Source organism: Paenibacillus sp. SAF-068, assembly GCF_051967555.1.
Taxonomy (GTDB): Bacteria; Bacillota; Bacilli; order Paenibacillales; family Paenibacillaceae; genus Paenibacillus.
In genome coordinates this window covers 3,169,455-3,194,323 of the sequence record NZ_JBQCJX010000001.1, presented here as the reverse complement: position 1 = coordinate 3,194,323, position 24,869 = coordinate 3,169,455, and the positions used below count along the sequence as shown (strand labels likewise).

The window sequence follows — 24,869 nt, the reverse complement described above, 5'->3', positions numbered from 1 at the left end:
AATCATTGGAATAGCAACTGTTCCAGTATACAAAAAAGTGAGGAATGCAGATTATGTATTTACATGGTACAAGTAAAATAAATGCGCAAGGGCATCTGGAGATTGGCGGAGTGGATGCAACAGATCTGAAAGAACAATTCGGAACTCCGCTATACGTTGTGGACGAGCAATTGGTACGCGAGCGTTGCAGAGAGTACATGGAAGCATTCCGTGCTTCCGGATTGGGCTTCCAGGTTGCATACGCAAGTAAAGCATTCTGTGTAATGGCGATGTGTGCTCTTGCAGCTGAAGAGGGACTTTCGCTGGATGTTGTATCTGATGGTGAACTGTTTACTGCACTGCAAGCAGGATTCCCGGCTGAGCGTATTCATTTCCACGGCAACAACAAAACGTTGGAAGAAATCGAAATGGCTCTTGATGCCGAGATCGGATGCTTTGTTGTTGACAACTTCAATGAATTGCATCTATTGCAGGCTGTAGCAGCGGACAAAAATCGTAAAGTTAACATTTTGCTTCGTGTGACGCCGGGTGTTGAGGCTCATACGCATGAATATATTTCCACAGGTCAAACAGATTCCAAATTCGGTTTCGACATCGGCAATGGTACAGCATTTGAAGCGATTGAATTGGCTTCCAAGCAGCCTAACCTGGTATTGCTTGGTGTTCATTCCCACATCGGTTCCCAGATCTTTGAAGTTGAAGGTTTCCAGATGGCTGTTCAACGTGTTGCTGAATTTGCAGCAAGCGTATATGAGCGTCTTAACGTTGCTTTCAAAGTGGTTAACCTCGGTGGTGGATTCGGAATCCGTTATATCGACGGAGATACACCGCTTGAAGTTGCGCAATACGTGAAGGCTATTACAGACGCAGTTAAAAACCATTTTGCCCAAATCGGCTATGCCGTACCTGAGATCTGGGTTGAACCAGGTCGCAGTATCGTGGGTGAAGCGGGAACAACGCTGTATACCGTTGGAACAAGCAAAGACATCCCGGGCGTGCGTAAATACGTTGCCGTTGATGGTGGTATGACCGATAACCCGCGTCCTGCTTTGTACGAATCCAAATATGAAGCTGTGCTTGCCAACCGTGCGAATGAGGCTGTTCAAGAAACGGTATCTGTTGCGGGTAAATGCTGCGAAAGTGGCGATATGCTGATCTGGGATCTGGACTTGCCAAAAGTGGAGAGCGGCGATCTGCTCGCTGTAGCCTGCACAGGCGCATATAACTACTCCATGGCGAGCAACTACAACCGGATTCGTCGTCCAGCTGTGGTATTTGTCAAAGACGGTCAAGGAGATGTCGTAGTACGCCGTGAGACGTATCAAGATATCATCCAGAATGACTTAGTACCAGCGCGTATTGGCAAACAGCCCGTCACTCGCTAATTCGTCAAAAGATAATGCGTTTTTGCATTATTCAGGATATATGGATTTTTACAGTCGAAGCAGATGAAAAGGGCACTTCCTTTTTCGTCTGCTTTTTTGTGTATTTGAGCTAAATTATGAAAAAAATTGCCGTTTTTTTTGCGATCCGGACATTTTCGGTGTACACTAAGAAAAGTGCTGTAATGCTTGGCCCAGGGTCATGCGTTCTGGCACCACTAACGATGGTCAATACGAAAGGAGTCATTTACATATGGCGAAACAAGCGAAAATTAAATTGGCAAACGGCGGAGAAGTTTTGATCGATCTGTTCGATCAAGAAGCTCCAAACACAGTAGCAAACTTTGAAAAGTTGGCTAACTCCGGTTTCTACAATGGTCTTTCATTCCACCGCGTTATCCCGGGCTTCGTAGCTCAAGGCGGATGTCCTAACGGTACAGGTGCAGGTGGCCCAGGTTACACAATTAACTGTGAAATTAATCCCAACAAACATGAACGCGGAACACTCGCGATGGCACATGCTGGCCGTAACACAGGTGGAAGCCAGTTCTACATCTGCTACCAACCGCAACCACATTTGGATGGACAACATACTGTATTTGGTAAAGTAACTAAAGGTATGGAGTTCGTGGATGCTTTGGAAGGTAAAGACAAAATGGAAACAGTTGAAGTGGTAGAAGCTTAATACGCTTTGTAACTTTGACTTACTTGATCTAAACTCGAAGTGCTTCTATTATAGAAGCACTTTTTTTATTTTCATCATGAAATAGTGCAAAATGAGCATAATGGATCTGGCGGAAGTTCTGGTCTGGGGTTATTCTGGCGTTAGACGAAGCGACAAGGGAGGATGAAGAACCTTTGAATACAGTGGATCAATTACGTTTGTTAAAACAAGTCTATAGCGGGCCCACACGATGGGACGAAGAACTACAGGCATCCCGACATGATGTTTCTCAGAGTATATCCTCACAGGATCTAGAAGCTCTTGAGGCAGCCGGGCATGAACCGAATCGATTTGTACGTCCGGGGCATAATGAAACGATTAGTGAGCTGAAAAAACTTGCGAACCAATGGACCTTAGAGGATGCCGCACAGGCTTTTGTCGCATCAATGTGGTCAGCACCCATGCTCTGGCGGTCATTGCTTACAGGCAAACTTATTGCAAGCAGCATGCCAGACCATGAACACACCCCGTATCCATCTTCGAGCACTTGTCAGATCTGCGGATTAAGCGTAGATCAAGCAACCGACACGACGTTGCAATGGTATTGGCGGATGACCAACGGAACCCCTTTGGATGGTGATCCCTTTGGACAAGTACTGGCACTTCGGGAGCTGGCTGGCGCTCAGGAGCCTCCACTACCCAATGAATTCGACCGATGGGTATTCCGTGCAGTGTTAACGGTGCTTCGCGAATTACCACCCAAAACACGTTACAGCAAGGCAGCAGTAGCACTGAAGAAGGAACGTCTTTTGACTACACAAAAAGAATATGTCTATCGGGACTTACTCGAAACGTTAGCTCTAATTGGCATACTGGATACGCCGGAACATCCCGGAATGATTACGGAATTCACTTCTTACATACAACGTGATCAGCGCCCCAATGTGCGGGTTGAAGTACAGGCGCCTCTGGCGTGGTGGGACTCTTCTATCGGAATCAATGAGAAGAACCTGAACAAAATATTCCATGATTTTGATCTGAGCAATATATCTCTTACGGATAAGCCTGGAGAAATCCCACCTGTAAAGGAAACGATTCTTGGAGCTTTGGAGAAGATGAGAAGTGTCCGCGGAAAAGTACCCAAGGCTTCTCCTGATGCAGGCACCGGGGAGGTACAGGCTGGAGATGTGTATGCTGTTCGGGTCCGGGAGGGCGTATGGGTGACGGTATACTGTCATGAAGTCAAAGACAAGCGCGTCATCGTCGAATATTTGGATGGTGTCTTTCCAGACATGCCGGGAAAAGCCGATTTGCATGGGACGTTTCGACCGAGAGCGAATGGACGCTGGCAATGCTCGGCTATCGCGATCGATTCCACAAGTTGGGTCAGAAGAGTAGCAAGAGGTGTTTCGCTTCCCGGTTCGCCGCTGCCAGAACCCGACCGCTTGCCATTTCACAATGCCAAAGATTTGAAGCATATGGTGCGTTGGTGTTTTCCTGATATGTAGAATGCGGTGATGGATCTGAGAAGGGTGTAAACCAAAATCGTGTCTCTTAGTGAGATGCGGTTTTTGGTGTATCTTAGCTTATTAAAAGTTAGTATGTGACAAAAAGGAACAAAAAACAATTGATTTTTTGGCATTAAAGTGCTAACATCCAATTAATAACGAAAGCAATCCTTCAGGGCAGGGTGCGATTCCCTACCGGCGGTGATGCAGGAAGTGTAAGGACAGATGTCCAGCACTTAATGCAAAGTCCGTGACCTGTCTGCCTGTGGCAGATGGCTGATCTGGTGTAATTCCAGAACCGACAGTATAGTCTGGATGGGAGAAGGAGAGGTGCAGACCCAACAGGTCTGCATTCAGCAGGAGTATTGCTGCACAGTCACGATTTGTGATCTTTTGTACTGTGCAGGGAAGATCCGGTTACGCCGGCAGTTCCATACATATGCCACACAATAGAAGCTCTTTACCTGTAATTGATGTTCATTAAGGTATGTGTCTATTTTCACTTGCCCGAAATGAAGTTTTGAGGCAAAGTGTTGGCGTGCTGTATTCAATTCACTCCTGTTGTTGACATTAGTCTCTCATCATCCCCGTCGAACTTGATTGTTCGATGGGGATTTTTTAATAAACAAGACTTTAAACCGCGGGGTGAACGGATTTGGAAATGATCAATGATGAATTTTATATGGCACTGGCATTGGATATGGCAGAACGAGCACAAGGACAGACGGGAATTAATCCGGTCGTTGGATGTGTAGTTGTGAAAGAAGGACGTATTGTAGGCCTGGGGAGCCATCTAAAACGTGGGACCGGTCATGCGGAGGTGCATGCACTGAACATGGCAGGCAGCGATGCGGAAGGCAGTACGGTATACGTTACACTTGAGCCTTGTAGTCATTATGGCAAGACGCCACCTTGTAGTGAACGCCTGATTCATGAAAAGGTAAAACGTGTTGTGGTATGTTGTGAAGATCCAAATCCGCAAGTATCCGGCAGAGGCATAAGCATGCTTCGTCAACAAGGCATTGAAGTTGAAGTTGGCGTATTGCGTGAGCGTGGAAGACGCATGAATGAAAAATTCATTAAATTTATTACAACAGGTCTCCCTTTTGTGACGCTGAAGACGGCTACGACTTTGGATGGAAAAATCGCCACTCGCAGCGGAGACAGCAAGTGGATCTCCAACGAGCCCGCTCGTGAGATTGTGCATGCTCTCCGTCATCGTCACCAGGGGATTATGGTTGGTGTAGACACGGTGATCGCCGATAATCCGGAGCTTACAACCCGTTTGCAAGTGGAAGGCATTAGTCCGGTGCGTATCGTGGTGGATTCCAAGTTACGTCTGCCTGTAGGTGCCAAAATGGTTAAAGATGGACTTGCTCCGACATGGGTACTGACAACGGACGAAGCCAGCCCTGAAGCTGCTGAGCGTTTGGAAGCATCCGGCGTTGAAATCATTCGCTGTGGTCCCGGACCGCGCGTGGATCTGTTAAACGGACTTAGCAAGTTGGGTGAACGTGAGATTGGTTCGATTTTGCTTGAAGGCGGAGGCACTCTGAATGGAGCCATGCTGGAGGCACGGTTGGTCGACCGACTGCTCATGTTTATCGCTCCGAAGATTGTAGGCGGTTATGATACACCTGGAAGCTTCCGCTTCGAGGGTGTGGAACGTATGAATCAGGCGATTCAACTGAATCAGTTGGAGATCGAACAAGTTGGAGATAATATCAGCATTGGCGGTATTCCGGTGTGGCCTGAATAAATAGATTAAACAAGGGAGGCGGCAGCATGTTTACCGGTTTGGTGGAAGAAGTTGGTCAGATCCGGCGTATTGGTCGGAAAGGCGAAGCGATGGTCCTGAATATCGGAGCTTCCGCCATCATGGATGACCTGAAGATTGGTGATAGTGTAGCAGTGAACGGAGTATGTCTCACTGCGACAACGCTGGAAGGTGGAGGTTTTACCGCCGACGTCATGCCTGAAACCTATCGCCATACCAATCTCAGTCAGCTGCAATCTGGCAGCAAAGTCAATTTGGAGCGAGCCATGCAATCCGGTGGCCGTTTTGGCGGACATATCGTTCAGGGCCATGTCGATGGTACTGGAGTGATTGGCAGTATAACACGTGATCAGAACGCGATTGTGTTTGAGATCAAGCCTGATGATCACCAGTTGTTCAAATACCTGATCCCCAAAGGATCGGTTACACTGGATGGCATTAGCTTGACCGTTGTCCATACAACGGATACCGCATTCACGGTTTCCATTATCCCGCATACCATTGGTGAAACTGTACTAAATGTGAAAAAGACAGGGGATACCATTAATATCGAATGCGATATTTTGGGCAAATATGTGGATCATCTGCTCCAGTATGGGAGAGGACATCGAGAGACTGATGCTGGCAAGCCGCGCAGTATCAGTGAAGATTTTCTCGCCAATCACGGATTTGCATAAATAGAGAACAGAAATAAACTGGAGGTGGGACAATGTCAGAACAATCTATTTTGGACACGATAGAAGCAGCCATATATGATCTCATGCGTGGCAAACCGGTCATTGTTGTGGATGATGAAGATCGGGAGAATGAAGGTGATTTTATCGCTTTGGCCGAAAAGGCGACACCTGAAGTCATTAATTTCATGATCACTGAAGGTAGAGGTCTGGTCTGTGTTCCAATTACACAACAACGTGCGGACGAACTTAACCTGAAACCGATGGTTCAACAAAATACGGATTTCCATGGAACTGCATTCACCGTCTCTGTGGACCACAAAGATACGACAACAGGTATCTCGGCACATGAACGCTCTATTACCGTGAAAGGTCTGATCGATCCTGAGGCGAAAGCCGGGGACTTCCGTAAGCCTGGTCACATGTTCCCGTTGATTGCAAAAGACGGCGGTGTACTTCGTCGTGCTGGACACACGGAAGCGGCGGTAGATTTGGCCATTATGTGTGGTTCATATCCAGCAGGTGTTATCTGTGAAGTGATTAAGGAAGATGGCACAATGGCCAGACTTCCGGATCTGCAGGAGATTGCACGCAAGCATGATCTGAAGTTGATCAGTATTCAGGACATGATTCGTTACCGTAACGAAAAAGAGCAGCTGGTTCAACGTGAAGTGGCTGTACGTATGCCAACAGACTTTGGCGAGTTTCAAGCAGTGGCCTATACAAACGCAGTGGATAACAAGGAGCATGTGGCTCTGGTCAAAGGTGAGATTGATGGTTCCAAACCCGTCCTGGTACGGGTGCACTCTGAATGCTTGACTGGCGATGTATTCCATTCACATCGTTGTGACTGTGGCCCTCAGTTTGATGCGGCACTCAGACAGATCAATGAGGAAGGCAATGGCGTACTGCTCTATATGAGACAGGAAGGTCGGGGCATTGGGCTGATCAACAAGCTCAAAGCATACAAGCTGCAAGAGGAAGGTCTGGACACCGTGGATGCAAACCTGAAGTTGGGCTTTGCTGCAGATTTGCGTGATTATGGAATTGGCGCACAAATTCTGAAAGACCTTGGTGTTCGTCAGATCAGACTGCTAACGAACAATCCTCGTAAAATTAAAGGTCTTGAAGGATATGGACTTGAAGTTGTAGAGCGTGTTGCGATCCAGATGGAAGAGAACGAGGACAATACGGTATATCTCCATACGAAGCAAGCCAAGCTGGGGCATATGCTCAAGTTCGATGATATCGAGCAGAACGAAGAGTAAATGGGTTGTAGAATAACTAATTCCACCATGTAATTTATGGAAGTGATTCCTTCCGAAATTCCGTTACTTACATTATATTATACCGTTAGGGAGATGACTTGAATGCCACAATTTTTTGAAGGACATTTAGTATCAGAAGGATCAAGATATGGAGTTGTTGTTGGACGTTTCAATGAATTCATTACGAGCAAATTGCTTAGTGCAGCACTTGATGCATTCAAACGTCACGGCGTGCAGGATGATGAAGTGGATGTAGCCTGGGTTCCAGGAGCGTTCGAAATCCCTTTGATTGCGCAGAAAATGGCAGAGAGCGGCAAGTATGATGCAGTGATTACCCTGGGAACCGTTATTCGTGGATCAACGACGCATTACGATTATGTGTGCAACGAGATGGCTAAAGGGGTGGCGGCGATTAACCTCAAAACAGGCGTGCCTACGATCTTCGGACTGGTTACAACAGAAAATATTGAACAAGCGATTGAACGTGCCGGAACCAAGGCGGGTAACAAAGGTTGGGATGCAGCTACGGCAGCAATTGAAATGGCAAACTTGACGAAACAGCTAAAATAGTGCTTATTTAATAGTAGTGCCCTGCTTTGCGCAGACGAAAACGGGAGACCGGATTCGGACGGCTTAGCAGGGTTTTGTATTTTTCTGGCGGGAGGATTCGTCTAGTGACGGTAGTTACATACAAACTGGAGACTTTTGAAGGGCCTTTGGATCTGCTGCTTCATCTGATTGACAAGGCTGAAATTCATATCCAGGATATTCCCATCAGCGATATTACCGATCAGTACATGGCGTATCTGCATTCGATGCAGGAACTGGAACTGGATATTACGAGTGAATTTCTGGTCATGGCAGCAACACTGCTGTCGATCAAGAGCAAACTTTTACTGCCCAAACCACCGGTAATTGAGGACTTCGAGGATTATGATTATTTGGAAGAGGAAGATTATGATCCACGTGCAGAGCTAATTGCACGTCTGATAGAATATCGCAAGTACAAGGGCATTGCGCGTCATCTTCATGAACGGGAGTGGGAACGCAGCCTTATATTTTCCAAAGAGCCCGAGGATCTGCGCCCTTATATGCCTGTAGAAGCCCCTTCGAACCCGGTTGAGGGTTTGCATACCTCTGACCTGATTGCAGCATTTCAGAAGGCGCTACGCAAGGCTGAGAAGCGTACAACCGTAACCCGGATCAAACGCGATGAAATCTCGGTTAAGGACCGGATACGGGATGTCATCGGCGCTTTGGAAAGTATGGGGCCGGGAGGCAGACTGTTATTCTCCAAGTTGATGGATGAGCATATCTATCGCCATGAGATTGTCGTGACTTTCTTGGCAGTGCTGGAACTGATGAAGATGAAGCAGATTGTCTGTTATCAGGAACGGATGTTTGAGGATATCGTTATGGAGTGGAGAGGGGAAACAAAGAATCATGGATTTTCCGAAATTGAAATCGATTATTGAAGGCCTGCTGTTTTTGTCCGGAGAAGAGGGTCTAAGTATCAAACAAATTGCCGAGATCGTCGACCAGCGAGTGGAGCTTGTAACGGACGCGATTGAGGAGATGATTCATGAATTTTCACAGCAGGGTCGAGGTGTACAGATTCTCAAGATCGCTGGTGTAGTTCAGTTGGGCACCTTGCCTGAGCATGCTGTTTATTTTGAGAAATTGGCATACTCTCCAGCACGGACTTCCTTATCCCAGGCGGCACTGGAGACGTTGGCCATTGTGGCGTATCGGCAGCCCATCACCCGGGTTGAGATTGAGGAAATTCGCGGTGTAAAATCGGAACGGGCTATTCATACGCTTGTGAATAAGGATCTGATCATTGAAGTGGGACGAGCTGAGGCAATCGGACGCCCCATTTTGTACGGCACGACCAAGTCATTTCTGGATTATTTCGGACTGGCTTCAATTAAAGACCTTCCGGAACCAGGCTTGTTCGAGGATTCGGAAAACCTGGAGGAAGAAACACAACTGTTATTCAACAAATTGGATTTGCAACAACTGGAACCGGATAGTGCTGATCCGACAGATGATGCAAATCATATCGACAGCGAGGATGACAATACGGATTCATCACTCTAATTTGCAAGTCCATACGAACCGACACCCATCAGTGGGGTCGGTTTTTTGTGTTTTTTTTTAAAAGTTGGAACCAAATGTCCATTTATTTACGAAAAATTAACGGACCGGTTCATCCAAACATATCTGAAATGGGATTTTTAGGTCAGACGTGAATTTTTTCCTATTCAGAGTGCCATACTAGACGAGAAAAGAATTGAGGGCTTGGAGGTAAGGCCTGTGTGGATTTGGCTTGGAGGAATCGGTTTGTTGTTCGCATTGCTGATTGCCGCAGTCCTCATCTCAAATGTTCATGTACACTTTACATTTAACAAACATAAAAGTGATGATTACGCCAATATTAATGTCCGTCTTCTCTATGGAATTGTGCGGATTAACTATGAGATCCCAAGTATTGTTTTTCGCAATATGAAGGAAGGTTTTCTGGTTAAAACCGAACAGACCATGAATCATTCCAGAGGGGAGGCCAAGGGAAGCGAGCGGGTCAACAAACGCAAAGTCAAGAAGTGGGCTAAAGATGTGAAAATTATGCTTAGGGCGACAGATGCACTCAAGCTGTGGCTTAAGCAAACACTCACGCGCGTACATATGACGCAACTGTCCTGGGCTACTCACATCGGTGTTGGAGATGCCGCCTATACAGCAGTTGTGACGGGCTGGGTCTGGAGCATCAAGTCCATTATTATTGGTTTTCTTACCTATCAGATTCGCTTCGATAAGCCACCTGTGCTTCAGGTCATGCCGGTATGGTCAGACGAGATGGAATTCAGAACAGAGCTCGATTGCAGAGTGAAGATTCGGATCACTGCTCTTCTAATTGCTGGAATTACGCTGCTTACCCGTGTGCTTCAAGTCGAAGGCGGATGGCGGATGTGGTTCAAACTTCTTCAGGAACAGCGCCGCAGGCGTAAGGAGAAGCAAAAGAAAAAGATTAGTGGGACAGCATAGTAGATGTCCATCTTGGTCGGTCTGATTTTGGGAATATGAGGTTGGAGTTCAGTGCGTGTACTTAAAATGCATATTTACATAAGTCCCTTCAAGTTTGGGGATGATATGGTTAGATCAAACTAGCTTACATTGAAACTGGAGGGAATGTAAATGTCAGATCATCCAATTCAAGGCTTAATGGAAACCGCTATGGAGAATATCAAGGCCATGGTGGATGTCAATACAATTGTCGGTGATGCAGTTGAAACACCAGATGGTACCGTGATTTTACCTATTAGTAAAGTGGGATTCGGCTTTGCTGCTGGTGGCAGCGATTTTCACATTAATGGAGAAAAAGAAAGTAGTGGCAAAAGTGGTGCTACGGGTACCTCTGCTGAACATGCCAGTTCAGCTAAAGTAGCTTCACCATTTGGTGGTGGTAGTGGTGGCGGTGTATCCATACGTCCTATTGCATTCCTGGTGGTTGGTAAACAAGGGGTACATATTGTACCGCTCGATAACTCCACACATCTGTTTGAGAAGCTAATTGACTCTACCCCTTATGTTCTGGATCGAATTCAAGGCATGTTCCAACGTAATACAACATCGACGGATACAACAGATGTACGGGTTACACCAGATCCATCAACGTATAGCTGAACATTTCGTCATGATCCCTCCCGCGTCAAGCGGTGAGGGATTTTTGCTGTTTACATTGCGAATGGTGAATGTTTTTTTGCAGGTTTCCATACGGAATGAGACTTATGTCTATGATCCGCCTAACCTAGACATGAAATAGGTTATTGAAGGGGGAGCATTAATGCAAAGAGACACCGTTTTTATGGTTTTGTTTGGCTGGCTGTTATCGGCAGTCGTGTATTTGGTCGGGGGAATTGATCACCTGTTTATTGCAGTAACCATCTTTGTGGGACTGGATTACATCACAGGGGTGCTGTCTGCATGGTATAGGAAGGAGTTATCCAGCAGGGTAGGGTGGTGGGGGCTTGCTCGTAAGTCATTGACATTTATCTTTGTCATTATTGCACATCAACTGGATGTGGTTGCAGGCAATTCCAATGATTTTATGAGAGATGCAATGTTAATGTTCATTATCGGTACGGAAGGAATCAGTATATTGGAGAACCTGGGGAAACTAGGCTTGCCTGTACCGAAGTTTATCACTTCAGCTCTTTTCAAGCTTCGAGGCAATGAAGATCAAGTTGAAGACAAGGAGAAGATGTCATGATACAGATCACCAAGGACTACATAACTGTTAATAAATTCAGTCGAGCGGGACTGAAATTAAAAGCAAAACGTGGAATTGTGCTGCATTACACGGCTTCTCCCGGAGCACCCGCGAAGAATATTAGCAAATACTTTGCAAGCCTGGCACACCAAGATTCCAATAAAGCAGTTAAAGGCCGTTATGCAAGTGCACATTACTCGGTAGATCGAACTTCGATATATCACAGTCTGCCGGATGATGAACTGGCCTACCATTGCGGGAGCACAACATACACGAAGGAAGCTCTAGCCAAGCTTGGGACATATCCGAACAATAGTACAGTAGGCATTGAGATGTGCATTGAGAAGGATGGCAGTATCCATGAAGATACATTTAATAACGTTGTAGACCTCGCGGTATATTTGGTCAGGGAACGGGGCTTCCCACCTGTCTTCTTTACACATAAAGAAGTGGTTGGATGGAAGGAATGCCCACTTCCATGGATTAAAAAGCCAAGTGAATATGAAAGATTCAAGCAAGCAGTACATACCAAACTAAACCTGCTGCAACAAATAGCAGTCACGGAGGATGATGATATGAATACCGTCCTGGATTACGCACAATGGGCCTGGAATGAACTGGATCAATACATTGGGGATGCCTACAACGACAAAGTCATTGACGATTGGGCATGGGTAGAGAAGGTACGCAAGAAGAAGTTAACCTATGGAGAGTTGCTGCTGCTGAAGGTCTTAATTGATGAGCGCAGACGTAAAAGGTCCTAACCGTGAGAGAATATGGATTAGGAGCTAAGGATGCCTGCCAGTTAACCAGGCGTTAAAGTGTGCCGGATCTTTCAAAAAATAAAAATGTTGTATAATCACGATATGATCAGGGTACTCAAGTTCATATTGGGCCTGAATCGAGGATTCATCGACGACTCCAATAACCGCGAGTTGATTTGTTTCGATCACATGTGTTGTTGTGGGTGAGCTCATACTACCATCCTTTCATATATTAAGTCATAGTCAACGGGAGCAACGGAGATGTCCGTGGTCCCTAGATGACCTATACGAGACAGGATGGGGAAGGTTAAGCTGATCCGGTTCAAAATTGGTTCAAAATTCATAAATATTGAAAAGCAGAACCCCACGTCGAATGTGATGTGGGGTTCTGCTTATGTAACTACTCTTTTGAGAAAGTGTCCAGGGCCTCATCGGTAAGATGGAGTTCTGCAAAAGCCCTACATATCTTTTGGAAAGATCTAATCGTATTCGTTTCGTACAACATCTCAATGGGATCAAAACCTAACATAACAAGCGAATCCACTAGTTCTGTCTGATCTACTTCTGTATGGTGGAGCGCTTCAAGCATGGTTTCAATAACTACTAAAAATAAAATGGCTTTATTCACTGTCTCGATGGGTGTCCCCTCCTTTGTAATACTACTAGAATAAGCGGAGGGGGACGGAAAATAACGAGAAAATCCAATTTCTCAGTAATGAATCTATTCAATCTAAAAATGTGGAGAGAATAATGGGTTGATATAGTTAAAATCTGATGATAAGCTCTCTCCTTGTATGTAAGATTAAGCTTTTTCGTTTACTTCGTGGAGAATGGAATCAATCAATTCATCATCAATCAGCGTGCTAGCTTTTTCGAGTGCCAACAGAATACCTTGCGGTTGTTCAAAAAAGACTGTAGAGAGTATAGGAGCAACCTCATCTAGATTAATCTTCTCCGCTTTGACCATACTGATCAAGGCAACAACGATCTCATGTCCCTCCACATTACCTTCCATAAATCTTGTTCTCAAATGAGTTGCTACTATTTCGGTCTTTGACTGCGAGTACGCCATTACATTTCCCTCCAACGGTTCGAATATCTTAGCAGAGCTCCTCTTCATGCAAGTTTAAACCAGGTTAGATTAGGAGTTATCTTAACAATAATAAGGCAGATAGTTTAATTTATCAACAGCCACTAAGTCAATATAATCGGATTGGAATTACATATTTTTTTCAATGAAAAAAGACCCGGAGAGGGTCAATTTTTTGGTCTGCCTTCCCAATAATCGGGGAATCCGTTGTAATCCCAGGCGTTCAGATTTTCGCTGTCGGCTTGAATCGCAACATCTGCTCCGGAACCAAAGTCAACACCTACAGTTTGCAGTTCTTTGGCCTTAATAACCAGTACCTTTCCGGGTGCACCTGCACACACCAGAGCAAGCTTCCACGGTGTATGTTGGTAAATATGTTCCATTTGTTTGGATGCAGTGCTCACATGAGACCAAGAGGGGCAGTCCACGGTCCCCACGATGCTTGTCCAACCGTATCTTCGCTCCAGAACTTCTCGGTATTGCTCGGCCTTGGCTCCACAGATCAGAACAGGCATGGTCTTGAATGTTTCATAAAATGACTGGAATCGGGCGATGTAATTATTCTCAAAAGCATAGAAGGTCTCCCTGGGTTCAACCTTGTAATAGGTAAGGCACATATCAAATAACGGTTTGAAATACCAGTGATCTGTCTGAATCAGATGCCCGACGTAATCCGCTTGTCGCAGGCAGTGTACGATAATTTCTCTCGCACTCGCATTGGGTAAGGTTATCCCGCAATAAGTAGGATCGTTCAACCAGCCATAATGAGACTTGATGAAATCCATAGTCAGAACGGTATCATGAGCCAGAATGGTGTTGGAAGCATCCCCAAATCGAACGGAAGCATGGGCTACTCCATCAGAGGCCATTTGGAACCAGTTGCGGATTAGATCTACACTCCCCAGCATGCATGTCACCTTCTTCCCATGTGTGAATAATGGTTTCTTCGGTATACATATTCATCAACTCCTTCTGTACTAGAATAGGAAAAATGCTTCGTTCTCTCTCTTCTTTTGAGGAATTACTCCTTTTTTGTTCAACGCGCGAAGCTTACGGAGGAACAGTCTAGACTATGTAAAAAGGGAGAGGGGATGGACTGTGAAAAAGGTATATATAGGTAGTCCTGTGCGAAATCGGGCTTGGATTATGGAAAGGCACTTGCAATCACTTGAGCAACAAGCTGTGCAGAAGCAGTATATGTACATCCTGAATGATAGTGAAGATCAGACGGAACATATCCTTGATCGTCACCAGATTCCTTATCTGACTCATCATCTGGGGAGAACATACGGTCATATGCGTGGGCAATATTCCTATCACAATCTGGCATTGTTGAGAAATATGCTCCTGGATGAGTTTCTTAAATCGGACTGTAATTATCTGTTTTCGATTGATACGGATATCATCGTTCCTGAGTATAGCCTGCAGCAGCTAATGGATAATGACAAGGATGTATGCGCCATGCTTATACGGAATCATCCTAAATTGAAGGCTCATAACGCTATGATCGGTGGAAAACATATACCTGAATTCAGGGCGGGCATATTCCCGGTAGATCTGACAGGTGCCGTATATTTGATTAAGCGTGAAGTGATTGAAGCAGGCGTGCGATATGGAGTGCATCCAACAGGTGAAGATGCTCCATTCTGTGAGCAAGCAAGAAGACTGGGGTTTGAACTATACGTAGACACCCGACTGCGTCCCGTTCATGTCTACGCGGAAGGGGTGGAGTTGATTGCTCAATTGGCTGCTTCGTAGAAAGCAACGAGAAAATGCGGTTTTTGAAAGTATAGAAATGACGATCGTTTACCCGCCAGCACTCGACTGGAATCTCTTGTTCCAACGACCTCAGCAATTGATGACGGCCTTCTCCCATATTCCGGGTATACGGGCTATCTTTATCAATGAAGAAACGTACAGAAAGCAGAGCCGTCCAATTGAAAAGTTAAATGAGGATCTGTTCCTTGTGCAAAAAGGTGTGAATTATGATCATCTGGTGAAAGGAAAGAAGGTACTCTGGTTCTCGAATCCGGGTCAGTATAACTATTCGGATGGACGGAAGTTTGATTTTACCGTATTTGATTACCTGGATAATTCGGCTGACGAATTTGCTGTGTGGAAATCCTGCATCCCGAAATGTTTCGACCGTGCAGATCTTGTAGCGACGACTGCCAAGGTGATGTATGAGGCCCATAAACATGACGGTAAACCAATCTTTATGTGTCCTAACGGGGCAGATTACCAACATTTTGAGAAAGCGCGGGCAATGCTCCCCAAACCGGCGGACTTTCCGGAGGTTCATGATGGGCAAAAGGTTGTGGGTTTCCATGGGGCAATGGCATCGTGGGTCGATTATTCGCTGATTACCGCTATTGCAGATAAAGGGTATCGTGTTGTTTTGATTGGAAACAATGTCCTCTATCAAAAAAACATTGTACATCCCAATGTGACTTGTCTTCCGCACAAAGATTATAAAGTACTTCCCGCTTACATTGCTCAATTCGATGTCTGTATTGTGCCATTCAAGCTGACGGAGATGATCCGTGGCTGTGATCCGATCAAGTATTACGAATATTTGTCTGCGGGCAAACCCGTATTGACAACGCGTATGGAGGAAATTGTTCATAAGTACAGCGATGTAACTTACTTTATGAATCAGCATAATTGCGGTGTGATGTTGGAGAGAGCCATTCGTGAGAATAGTGCTTCCAAAATTGCAGCACGAGTTAGAGTGGCTAAGTCTAATAGTTGGGATGGTAGGGCAATGGATGCCGTGAAGATGATTAATCAGGTCATGGGGGGCAGAAATCATGAAGAAGATATTTAAACGAATGTTTGGTAGCAAGTCGACCACACCGACAATTAAGCTTGCAGAAATAGAGATTGACGCGGCGGAGTTCAATGTTACGACATACACCCCAAATATGGATACAACGATCGTGTATCTGCCTGCGATCGATTTCCATAGTGAACGATTCGGGCGCCGTCCGCAGCGGCTGTTAAAGGCACTCGCGGAAGTTGGCTACAATGTCATATATATCAACTCGAGTGATGAGTTCTATCAGGTTGATGCCTTGGAGTACCCTCATCCGGAGCTTCCAAACTTTGTCGTAGCCCGTGTGGGTCAGAATGTACGTCCGCTGTTTCAGGGAGATCGCGTGATCTACTGGGTGAACGATAGCCGGCTGGCAAGTTCGGTCGAGACAGCGTATCCTGATCTGGTCGTATTTGATTCGTTGACCGATCCGGATCAATATGAGAAGCATAAGCACAAGATGGAAGCTGTTGCTGATGTTGTCTTCATTACACCTGAGAGAATCTATGAGCATGGCAAATATTGCTCGCATGTTCATCTGGTTACTGCCGATCATTTCGAGATCAAGGAACGTGCAGAACAGGTAGCCCAAATTATAGATGCTTTGCCTAACAGAACGGCCCCTCTGATGTAGGGGGCTTTTCTTTGATCATATGTAGAACGATTTCTTTTGCATTATCGTTAGGAAATGAAGATAGCGTTCTACACTATAAAAAGCAGAGACAGCAAACAGCCTGACGGGTTAAACGAAGGATCTCCCGATCATCACGTCTTTTAACCTGATCCCGGCTCAAGGCAAGTCTCCGTAGCTAAAAATACATACTATCCTAAGGAGTGGACTGTTCAATGGCTAAAAAAATGATTATCAAAGGTGTAGGTACGTTTATGGCTAAACGCCTTCCAAAAGATCCGATGGGCGAAATTGAGGTCGTTACCCTGGGTACCCTGCAAGATCTGAAAATTGACCTTAACGTGGAGCTTGAGGATATCTTTGGTGGTGACGGTCTGTTCGCGATTGATGTACTGGTGAAGTCGAAATCGATCGAAGTATCGGCAACAGACGCCAAGTTCGATCTGGATGCAATCCAGCTGATGATGGGTTCAACGGTACAAGAGCAAGTGAAGTCTTATGTATGGGTGCTGAATGAGCAATCTACAGTTGCTGCTGGCGTATCCAATTCTGGATTTGCCGAAGCCAAACCGAAGCATGCAGGTGATATCTATGGAAGTAACGGTGACATTACGGTTCGTCTCAAAGATTCCAACACGTTGCTGAAACAACTCAATTCCAAAGGAACGGCAGTAGAACCCAATGCGTTCTTCTACGACGAAGCGAATGGTGTAGTTATCCTGAATGCTGCCCATATCGGTAAAGAGATTGTGTTGAACTACAAGCGTGACCAAATTGTAGACATGGTTGATCTGTTGGTTGATGAAGTTCCATTCCCGATCTCTGTCATTCATCACGGTACGTTCCAGCAAAAAGATGGTTCGTATGCCGGTGTTGAAACCGAGCTGTACATGTGCCGTGCAAAAGGAACATTCAGTATTAATGCCCAGCGCGCAGCTGCCTCTGCATCTGCAATCTCCTTGCAGATTCTTGATCCAGAACGTGCTGACGGAAAAATCGGCAGTATCAAACGCTTCAGTGCACCAAGCAAGATCTAATATCTGAATAAGGTTGATTGCTCCTGGCAAGGTATCAAACGGCACTGTGTCCTCCCCTTCACAGCGCCTTGCCTTGCCAGGTTTTTTATTATATGGGGGAGAATGTCCTGGGGAGGTCTTTAATTTCATGGAAACAGAACAAGAAAAAGCTGAGCGTGAGCTTGCGGAAAAGCTGAATGAGGAAGCGGCGAAACGAATCAAGGATGATCCGGAAAACAAACGAGTGACGCCGGAGGAAGTAGAAGCGGCTGAGCGTGCCTTCTTTGAAGATGATGAGATTATTACGCTGCGGGATCGGCGGAAATATCGGATTCCGCCGTGTAACCTGAAGGATGCCCGCCGTCTGATGAAATTGCTGAAGACGGTGAATATCGATGCCATTATTCTTAACTTCATCCCGACGGAGAATGATGAACTGGACGAAAAGCGTCAGCAGGATTTATTTGATGTATTGGCAATGGCATTCAAAAACTATCCACATATCGTGACCAAAGATGAGCATGGTGAGTATATCATCAATCGAGAATATCTGGATGAGTATCTTGATCTGAACACAGCTCGCAAAGTCATTGATATGCTCATTGGACTCAATGGTTTAAAAAAGTAGAACGCACCGAGGGGGAGTCTTTGGAGGGAACCGAAATCCGTGATACGGAAACACAGGAACCCGTTCACTGGGGAGAAATCTTCTTCACCCTCCATAAACACTGTGGGCTGAACAAGTGGGAGATTTGGGAGTACACACTCCCTCAGGTTGCGGAACTGTGCAAGTCAGCCGAGAAATATATTCAATTTGAGGTTGAACTTATGACAGCACCTCTTCGCATGTTCGGTGGCGGTGGGGGCGAGGAAGTCGAAGAAGATGGGACCGTCAGACGTAAAAGAACCTTCAATGACGAGGACTACACGGAGATATCAGAAGATGATATCGGTATGCTTGCACAAGCGCTCGGAGGATAAGAGAGAGACATCCCGTTTTGCCTAACTGATGGTAGAACGGGATTTATGCATAAAGGCGGTGATTCTATTGACTGAAACAGAAGGACAAGGGGACAAACACTCCTTAACACAAGAAATATTAACGGATAGAGATCAATTAACTGGACAAAATGCAGCACTAAAAGGGAGCTACTTATCAGGTGTTAGCATGCTAGTTAGACGTGTGGAGACGTTCAGAAGTGATATGCAGTCGCAAATGATTGAAACGCTAACTAACGATCTGGAGCACTTTTATCGTGGAGCGTTCAGTGAAATGAAGGATGTAACTGCAGCTGGAGCACAGGAGTTGTTAGACTCCGTGATGAATACGATGAAATATATTTCAGCAGGTGAAACCAAGGGATATTCATCAACAATGCTCAAGCAATCCTTTGATTCGTCACAGCAGATGGATAAACAGATGAGCCGGGCCGACCAGAATTTCGCGCTTAGATTGTCTGGAACATCGGAAGACAGTGGGCAATACACACAAGCCGGAACGGTCAAAAATCTCCAACAGATTGCACTGCAACATGGTATGGATCAGGAAGATGTAGGTCTTGCCTACCGTATTGGTTCCCGTAATTATGATCATGCCTCTGAAGCTGTCTCGTTTGCAGAACAAGTAGCCAAGCTGCATTCAGTGGGCAATACGGATGTGGAACAGACCGCAACAAGTCTGGAAGCTGTTACTTTGGCCTCGGGAAGCAGTGGCTTTGATCTGTCCCAAGTTGCAGACATGATGATCAGGGCTTCAACGATATTGGATATTGGCATTCAGGACTTAATGGATATGATGCGTCAAACTATTCCAGTGGCCAGTGCCCCACAAGGAACGCTTGCACAAGAGGACACATTGGCCAACTGGATTAGCAAGGCTGCATTGGAGGCTCAGGACAAAGGAGATATGATTCCGCAGCAGGCTTTTGCATCAAATCGAGTCATGTTTGATCTTCTTGCTGAACAATTGAAGACTGCGGATGCAAACACTTCGATCCATCAACGGAGCGGTGGAGATCATCTGCAATTCCGACAAAGACAGGTCGAGATCGCATTTCAGATTGCAACGCATGAGGCGATGCAAGGATTGAAAGAAGAATTTGCCGAGCTGGGCGATTATCTGATCGCAGTCATGCGATTAATTGGTGATCGTACAAGTGGCATTGTTGATCATATGGAACTGCTTAACCGAATTATGGATGAAGCGGGAGTTCAGGTTGCCTGGGATAAGTTCGGTGAAGTGATGAATGAAGGCGATGAGAAACGATATGCTGCTACAACATCAGAACCGGGGAAAGTCGGAAATACGGAAAGCGATGTTCCCGAGCGACTTCGAGTCACGGATGTGCAACGTGCTGGTGTAGCGCAGGAAATGGATAGACAGCAGAGTCGTCTACAGACTCTGAATCATCGCAGAACAGAGATTCATAGCAGGGCTGTGGCCAAGCAAGATGATGTACTCCAGGCTCAGACTAACCGAGATCATCAACATGAAATGTACAATCAGGCTCTACAGGATGGGGATACAGCAGCTTCTTCCATTCATGCAGAAGAACGTGACGAAGCTGAGAAGCGAGTCAAAACGTATAGTCGAGAACTTCTTCTGATGCGAGAAGAAATGCATTCACTCGATAATCAGATTGCAAAGACGAAGCGAAGTCTTGAGTTTCTAAGCCGAGAACTGGATGACACGAGTAGAGCGATGATGCGATTTGAACAACAAGCTAGAGTACTAATGATGGCGATGGATGATATGGACCTGGATGCAGTTGAACTACGTAACAAGTTGTATTTCCTTAATGCTGAGTTTACATACGGTTCAACCGATGTTCAGCGCTACGAATCCGAGATTCAGAAGCTGCGTAAGCAGTCAACGCTATTAAATGATGTTCTCTCCACACTGAGATCCGAAGTCAATGAGTTGAATGCTTCTTTTAGACAGGGCATGATCGATGCTACAGCATACATATCCAAACTGAAGGAACTTGAACAAGTTCAACTCGCGAGCCTGATGAGTGGTCCAGGAGGATTACTAGTTGTTCCAGGTGCAGGGAGCGGTGGATCTCCTGTGAAGGATGACAAAAAGGATAGCAAAAATAAAACCTTTGTAGCTCGTCATGAAGACCTGATCAAAGATGTCATGAAAGACGCGATAATGGATGAATTCAAACCGGGGGGCGACTCGAAAAAAGAGAATAAAAATACACCCAAAAGAGGCCTTCTTTCCAGGTTTAAGGATATGAAAGACACGGGCAATCGCAAAGCATTTTTTGACAACAATGCCCCGATCCGTAATAAAGATGGAAATATTCTTCGTGATAGACAAGGCAATTCAATTACTCAGCGTGACATCAATGCGGAGCAAGCTGCCCGTGGGATTAAAACACCTGGAAAACTATCGAAATTAGTCAAATCCGGTGGGAGATTATTGAGGCCTTTAAAAGCTGTGCCAGCACTTGGGTTAGCGATGACCGCCATGGATGTCGTCTCTGGTCTTGTCGATCCATTGAACAACATGGGGAAGTCAGAAGCGGAGAAGCAGAGTATTCGCGCAACCAATAAGGAAGAGTTGGCCAAAGATTTCAAGGATATGGAGCAGTCATCTTTTGTAGGGAAGGTCTGGAAAGGATTAAACCTGGGGATGGATGCCGCTGTATCCGGCACAATGAGTTCAATATTCGGAGATAGTGCAACGAATAACAAGTTCGGGGACTACTGGAAGGGGTTCAAAGCGGTATGGTCCGAAGACGGCGGAGATGCGGTCGAGAAGAAACTGGCCAAAGAGTACAACTACAAGCAGGAGAAAAAAGAAGCTCAGATTCAAATGGATAAAGAGTCTGGAAAACCGTCTGGGGATAACACTCAACAACAACAACAACCGCAGATACAATACATACCACCCCAAATGCAGTACATTCCAGCTGCGGGCGGAATAGGGGCCGTGGCAAATGGGTATAAGCCTCAGCCGCAAAGCAACGGTATTGATGAAATGATCGCCAAGATTAATCGACAGCTTAACAAATCGACAAGTGATAACGAAACCAATTACCAATTCACTCGATCCCGTCTGTTGATTAGTGGTGTTCGCGAAGATTCTGGTCAAATGCGCGCGCTAATGGAGAAATATTTGCAAGAAAATATCAAGTTCTTCGATAAGGCCATTGCAAGTTTACAGAAGACGTATGACAAGATGGCTGAAGGTAAGGAAAAAGATGAACTAGGCCTGGAGATCAATGAGAAAAAACAGCAGAAGGCGCAGTCAGAACTTGAACTGAATGGTGTCAAAAACAGCCAAATTGATGAGCTTAGACGCAAGATGAATGATCAGTTTGAGTTGACGGAGTTGGATTATGATAAACGAATGTATGATCTCCTGGCAGCTAATGGGGGGAAGGAAGATGCACCCGAATTAATTGCATTGAACAAATCCCGTGCATCTGAAATGAATTCACAAATAAGTTCGATCAAGCAAGAGTGGAAGAATCTGCTGAATAGCGGTGTGTTTAAACCAGGGTCCAATGAATATATGGATATTTTTAAACAGATCCAGTCCTTGGGTGTAGAACAGTCCAAAAATTTGGCTGAAATTAGCAAAAAAATGGATAAACCGATATCCACATTCAACATTCCAGCAGGTCTTAAGGTTATGGATTACTTTGATTACATGACCACGAACAATACACATAAAAGTGTGATGATTGGTTCAGGTGATGTTACGGTTCATGTGAACATCGATAATATGACAGGCAGCACAAAAGATGTGGAGAGACTGACATCTACGTTGGACAAGACACTACGGCAGAACAACCCGGGTATGGTGAACTACATGGCCAGCAATGTAGGTGCAAGAATGGGAAGCAATCATATCCCCAGATAAAATAGGTAAGGAGGGCATCTGATATGACTCAGCAAGACCCGTTTGGCTTAGTAAATGACCGGTATAAAAGAAGGCTGTTGGTAGATACAGGCATGAAGTTCGAGCCAGTGAACGGAAGAATCATTGATCCGTACTCTTCACCTTCGCCCAATCCGCAAATGAGGGAAATTAAAATGATTAATGCTCCCTCGCATTTTCATCAGATGGGTGTTTCTTCGTACAAGGCGATCATTAACATCCTGTTTAAAGATAAACAATCCTATCACGACTACGTCATGTACGTAGGCTGGACACACAAATTTTATGATGAGAAGGGCAATATCTATGTTGGTGTTGTAGAGTCCATCAAAGTTGACCCTATTTTCTACCATCAGGATACGATGGATAAAGATCAGAAGGGGTACAAGGTCGAGTTGACCATGACCCTGATCAAAAAAGATGGATATGACCGTAAGAGCGCAATACAGTTTCAGGATTTACAGACGACAGAAGGGAAGGACCACTGGGCAAGAGATTCCATTGAACGCTTGGCTGATTTGGGCCTGACGGTTGTAACCCAATTGGATGGCACACCCATTCTATATTTCAGACCGGAAAACTTTATAACCAGAGCAGAGTTTGTTACTTTCCTGATGCGCACCAAGCGTCTGCTGGAACGAACAATTCGAGAGTAGGGTGACCTACTCTCTTTTCTGTCTATTCTAAAGATAGGAGGTGTTTATCATACGAAAATGGGTTGATGTAAACGAAGGGGACTGGTTCTATAACGATGTTATGGAAGCCACGAATATGGTTTTGGATGATGGTGAAGTCTTTGTTGCAGGGATCAACTATAACAAGTTTGAGGAAGGCAAACCATTTGTATATGAAGAAATCAAGGGGCAAACGGGGCAAACTTCATTTAGTCTGCCTGTGCTGATTAAACCAACAGATGACAATCCACTGTATGTGTTTATTGATGGTGTTCAAACGATCTACCAAACGGCTGAAACCAATACTAAGGGATTAACCGATGTGGAGTTGTATACCGGTGTGAAAGCAGGTCAGGTGGTGTCCTTCTGTAGTTATGGTGAACCGTTGCTGGACAGTGCTTGGAAAAGGCCACCCGTGTCCTGGACTGGAGATCTGCCCAGAGCTGTACTTAGTGCAGCGACGACCTATTTTTACGATCCATTCAGTCGTAATCATCAGGAATATTTGTATGCAGCAGGCCAACCGCTTCGCAGACTCAGTATTCCTTCCGAGGTATGGGCAGACACCATGGGAGATGCAGAGGCGGTAACCAAAATTGCAACAAAGGCAATTGGTTACCGAACGGATGTATATTGCGTCAGCCCGGGAGGCTCGGTGTTTCTTCCTTTTAATCTGAACGGTGTTACCTGCAAGTTCAATTATTGGACGAAGAATAACAAGTTCATGAGTGAAAATATCAAAGCGACAACCCTCAAACCAGCATACAACAATTGTTTTTTTCCTAATGCCATTATACAGCGGGGAGAAGCCTTTCATCTGATTAACAAGTTGCGCAAGGTGTTCTATGCCAGATTTACGGACATGAAAGCACCAACGACAGAGATTAATCAAACCATATCTGCTTTTCAAGGGCAACGGGTGTTTAGGCTTAACGGCAATTATCCGGCAGGTAAAAAGAAACTTAAAATTACAGTGAAATTTAAAGACGAAAAAAAAGATAACGTCCCAGAAACACCGGGGTATTCGGAAATTGACAACCACACGGTTGTATTTAACCAACCTTTGTCAGAAGGCGACGAAGTGACGTTCTATTATCTCAAAGATGAGAGCGAAAGGTTCGCAGACGTCGGCAAAGATTCGGCCATTTATTATCGGGACAAAGAGGAAAGAGTCGTACAGAACAAGGATGCTTTCTGGAAGATAGCCGTCTCAGAAATGGAAGACGAAACATTTGCGAACAATGATCCACTAATTAATGGCATTCCTATCAAGAAAAAGATGGATGGTGCGGCAGTAGTTACGGAAATGGGGAGACCTGTAAATGGCACAGACGAAGAAGAGATATGGTTCCTTGGAAATTCCGCTATGACACGGGCTGAAGCCGCAGCTTTCCTGGACCGATTCATGAAATGGACCATCGAGCGATTCAAGTAAGGGGGAG

The 24,869-nt window shown here is 45.4% G+C and carries 26 protein-coding genes and 1 riboswitch; of the genes, 22 read left to right on the top strand and 4 right to left on the bottom strand.

Annotated elements, in window-relative coordinates; all coding sequences use genetic code 11:
- Nucleotides 1-53 precede the first annotated feature (53 nt).
- From lysA to ACTHPG_RS13800, 13 genes are all read left to right on the top strand, one after another.
- Entirely contained in the window at nt 54-1,385 is a 1,332-nt protein-coding gene (lysA, locus tag ACTHPG_RS13860) for a diaminopimelate decarboxylase (RefSeq protein WP_440390003.1), read from the top strand.
- Between the two features lie 250 nt (nt 1,386-1,635).
- On the top strand, nt 1,636-2,067 hold the full coding sequence (locus ACTHPG_RS13855) for a peptidylprolyl isomerase (RefSeq protein ID WP_433744884.1): 432 nt from the start codon (nt 1,636-1,638) through the stop codon (nt 2,065-2,067).
- Nucleotides 2,068-2,249: 182 nt separating this feature from the next.
- On the top strand, nt 2,250-3,554 hold the full coding sequence (locus tag ACTHPG_RS13850) for a hypothetical protein (RefSeq protein ID WP_440390246.1): 1,305 nt from the start codon (nt 2,250-2,252) through the stop codon (nt 3,552-3,554).
- A gap of 164 nt (nt 3,555-3,718) precedes the next feature.
- Nucleotides 3,719-3,885: riboswitch (FMN riboswitch) on the top strand.
- 324 nt (nt 3,886-4,209) lie between these two features.
- A complete protein-coding gene (ribD, locus tag ACTHPG_RS13845) occupies nt 4,210-5,313 on the top strand; it encodes a bifunctional diaminohydroxyphosphoribosylaminopyrimidine deaminase/5-amino-6-(5-phosphoribosylamino)uracil reductase RibD (protein ID WP_440390002.1) in 1,104 nt (367 codons plus the stop codon).
- A gap of 26 nt (nt 5,314-5,339) precedes the next feature.
- The gene (ribE, locus tag ACTHPG_RS13840) at nt 5,340-6,008 is read left to right on the top strand and encodes a riboflavin synthase (RefSeq protein ID WP_440390001.1); all 669 of its coding nucleotides are present in this window, start codon (nt 5,340-5,342) and stop codon (nt 6,006-6,008) included.
- A 32-nt stretch (nt 6,009-6,040) separates the two neighbouring features.
- Nucleotides 6,041-7,273, top strand: a complete 1,233-nt coding sequence (locus ACTHPG_RS13835) for a bifunctional 3,4-dihydroxy-2-butanone-4-phosphate synthase/GTP cyclohydrolase II (protein WP_440389999.1) — start codon at nt 6,041-6,043, stop codon at nt 7,271-7,273.
- A 102-nt stretch (nt 7,274-7,375) separates the two neighbouring features.
- Nucleotides 7,376-7,843, top strand: coding sequence for a 6,7-dimethyl-8-ribityllumazine synthase (gene ribH, locus ACTHPG_RS13830; protein ID WP_017687651.1), 468 nt, complete (start codon nt 7,376-7,378; stop codon nt 7,841-7,843).
- Between the two features lie 104 nt (nt 7,844-7,947).
- The gene (locus tag ACTHPG_RS13825; protein WP_440389998.1) at nt 7,948-8,748 is read left to right on the top strand and encodes a segregation and condensation protein A; all 801 of its coding nucleotides are present in this window, start codon (nt 7,948-7,950) and stop codon (nt 8,746-8,748) included.
- Nucleotides 8,717-9,373, top strand: coding sequence for an SMC-Scp complex subunit ScpB (gene scpB / locus ACTHPG_RS13820; protein WP_440389997.1), 657 nt, complete (start codon nt 8,717-8,719; stop codon nt 9,371-9,373). Before ACTHPG_RS13825 ends, scpB begins: the two co-directional genes overlap by 32 nt.
- 216 nt (nt 9,374-9,589) lie before the next feature.
- The gene (locus tag ACTHPG_RS13815; protein WP_440389995.1) at nt 9,590-10,318 is read left to right on the top strand and encodes a DUF2953 domain-containing protein; all 729 of its coding nucleotides are present in this window, start codon (nt 9,590-9,592) and stop codon (nt 10,316-10,318) included.
- A gap of 150 nt (nt 10,319-10,468) precedes the next feature.
- Nucleotides 10,469-10,957 (top strand): GerW family sporulation protein, encoded by a 489-nt coding sequence (gene ytfJ, locus ACTHPG_RS13810; protein ID WP_440389993.1) that lies wholly within the window; start codon nt 10,469-10,471, stop codon nt 10,955-10,957.
- Between the two features lie 160 nt (nt 10,958-11,117).
- On the top strand, nt 11,118-11,543 hold the full coding sequence (locus ACTHPG_RS13805; protein WP_440389991.1) for a phage holin family protein: 426 nt from the start codon (nt 11,118-11,120) through the stop codon (nt 11,541-11,543).
- Nucleotides 11,540-12,307 carry a peptidoglycan recognition protein family protein gene (locus ACTHPG_RS13800; RefSeq protein ID WP_440389989.1) on the top strand — a complete coding sequence of 256 codons (768 nt, stop codon included), beginning with the start codon at nt 11,540-11,542 and terminating at the stop codon, nt 12,305-12,307. The genes ACTHPG_RS13805 and ACTHPG_RS13800 overlap by 4 nt, the downstream gene beginning before the upstream one ends.
- Nucleotides 12,308-12,331: 24 nt before the next feature.
- Here ACTHPG_RS13800 and ACTHPG_RS13795 read toward each other — a convergent pair whose 3' ends face one another.
- From ACTHPG_RS13795 to ACTHPG_RS13780, 4 genes are all read right to left on the bottom strand, one after another.
- A complete protein-coding gene (locus tag ACTHPG_RS13795; protein ID WP_440389987.1) occupies nt 12,332-12,520 on the bottom strand; it encodes a hypothetical protein in 189 nt (62 codons plus the stop codon).
- A 187-nt stretch (nt 12,521-12,707) separates the two neighbouring features.
- Entirely contained in the window at nt 12,708-12,935 is a 228-nt protein-coding gene (locus tag ACTHPG_RS13790) for a hypothetical protein (protein ID WP_105599493.1), read from the bottom strand.
- Nucleotides 12,936-13,109: 174 nt separating this feature from the next.
- Nucleotides 13,110-13,379 carry a hypothetical protein gene (locus tag ACTHPG_RS13785; protein WP_036607821.1) on the bottom strand — a complete coding sequence of 90 codons (270 nt, stop codon included), beginning with the start codon at nt 13,377-13,379 and terminating at the stop codon, nt 13,110-13,112.
- A gap of 185 nt (nt 13,380-13,564) precedes the next feature.
- Complete coding sequence (locus ACTHPG_RS13780) at nt 13,565-14,305, bottom strand: GT-D fold domain-containing protein (RefSeq protein ID WP_440389985.1); 741 nt, start codon at nt 14,303-14,305, stop codon at nt 13,565-13,567.
- A gap of 190 nt (nt 14,306-14,495) precedes the next feature.
- Between ACTHPG_RS13780 and ACTHPG_RS13775 the strand changes: the two genes are divergently transcribed.
- The 9 genes from ACTHPG_RS13775 to ACTHPG_RS13735 all read left to right on the top strand — a co-directional run bounded on the left by ACTHPG_RS13775 (nt 14,496) and on the right by ACTHPG_RS13735 (nt 24,862).
- Entirely contained in the window at nt 14,496-15,155 is a 660-nt protein-coding gene (locus tag ACTHPG_RS13775; RefSeq protein WP_440389983.1) for a glycosyltransferase family 2 protein, read from the top strand.
- Entirely contained in the window at nt 15,133-16,224 is a 1,092-nt protein-coding gene (locus ACTHPG_RS13770; protein WP_440389981.1) for a glycosyltransferase, read from the top strand. The genes ACTHPG_RS13775 and ACTHPG_RS13770 overlap by 23 nt, the downstream gene beginning before the upstream one ends.
- Nucleotides 16,208-16,846, top strand: a complete 639-nt coding sequence (locus ACTHPG_RS13765) for a hypothetical protein (protein WP_440389979.1) — start codon at nt 16,208-16,210, stop codon at nt 16,844-16,846. The genes ACTHPG_RS13770 and ACTHPG_RS13765 overlap by 17 nt, the downstream gene beginning before the upstream one ends.
- Nucleotides 16,847-17,058: 212 nt before the next feature.
- Nucleotides 17,059-17,880, top strand: a complete 822-nt coding sequence (locus tag ACTHPG_RS13760; RefSeq protein ID WP_440389977.1) for a hypothetical protein — start codon at nt 17,059-17,061, stop codon at nt 17,878-17,880.
- Between the two features lie 127 nt (nt 17,881-18,007).
- A complete protein-coding gene (locus tag ACTHPG_RS13755; RefSeq protein WP_076331342.1) occupies nt 18,008-18,487 on the top strand; it encodes a hypothetical protein in 480 nt (159 codons plus the stop codon).
- A gap of 20 nt (nt 18,488-18,507) precedes the next feature.
- The gene (locus ACTHPG_RS13750; RefSeq protein ID WP_223199730.1) at nt 18,508-18,840 is read left to right on the top strand and encodes a hypothetical protein; all 333 of its coding nucleotides are present in this window, start codon (nt 18,508-18,510) and stop codon (nt 18,838-18,840) included.
- Nucleotides 18,841-18,907: 67 nt separating this feature from the next.
- Nucleotides 18,908-22,735 (top strand): hypothetical protein, encoded by a 3,828-nt coding sequence (locus ACTHPG_RS13745; RefSeq protein ID WP_440389975.1) that lies wholly within the window; start codon nt 18,908-18,910, stop codon nt 22,733-22,735.
- A 23-nt stretch (nt 22,736-22,758) separates the two neighbouring features.
- Nucleotides 22,759-23,409 carry an S-layer homology domain-containing protein gene (locus tag ACTHPG_RS13740; protein ID WP_310341049.1) on the top strand — a complete coding sequence of 217 codons (651 nt, stop codon included), beginning with the start codon at nt 22,759-22,761 and terminating at the stop codon, nt 23,407-23,409.
- Between the two features lie 115 nt (nt 23,410-23,524).
- Nucleotides 23,525-24,862 carry a hypothetical protein gene (locus ACTHPG_RS13735; RefSeq protein ID WP_440389972.1) on the top strand — a complete coding sequence of 446 codons (1,338 nt, stop codon included), beginning with the start codon at nt 23,525-23,527 and terminating at the stop codon, nt 24,860-24,862.
- Nucleotides 24,863-24,869: the final 7 nt, after the last annotated feature.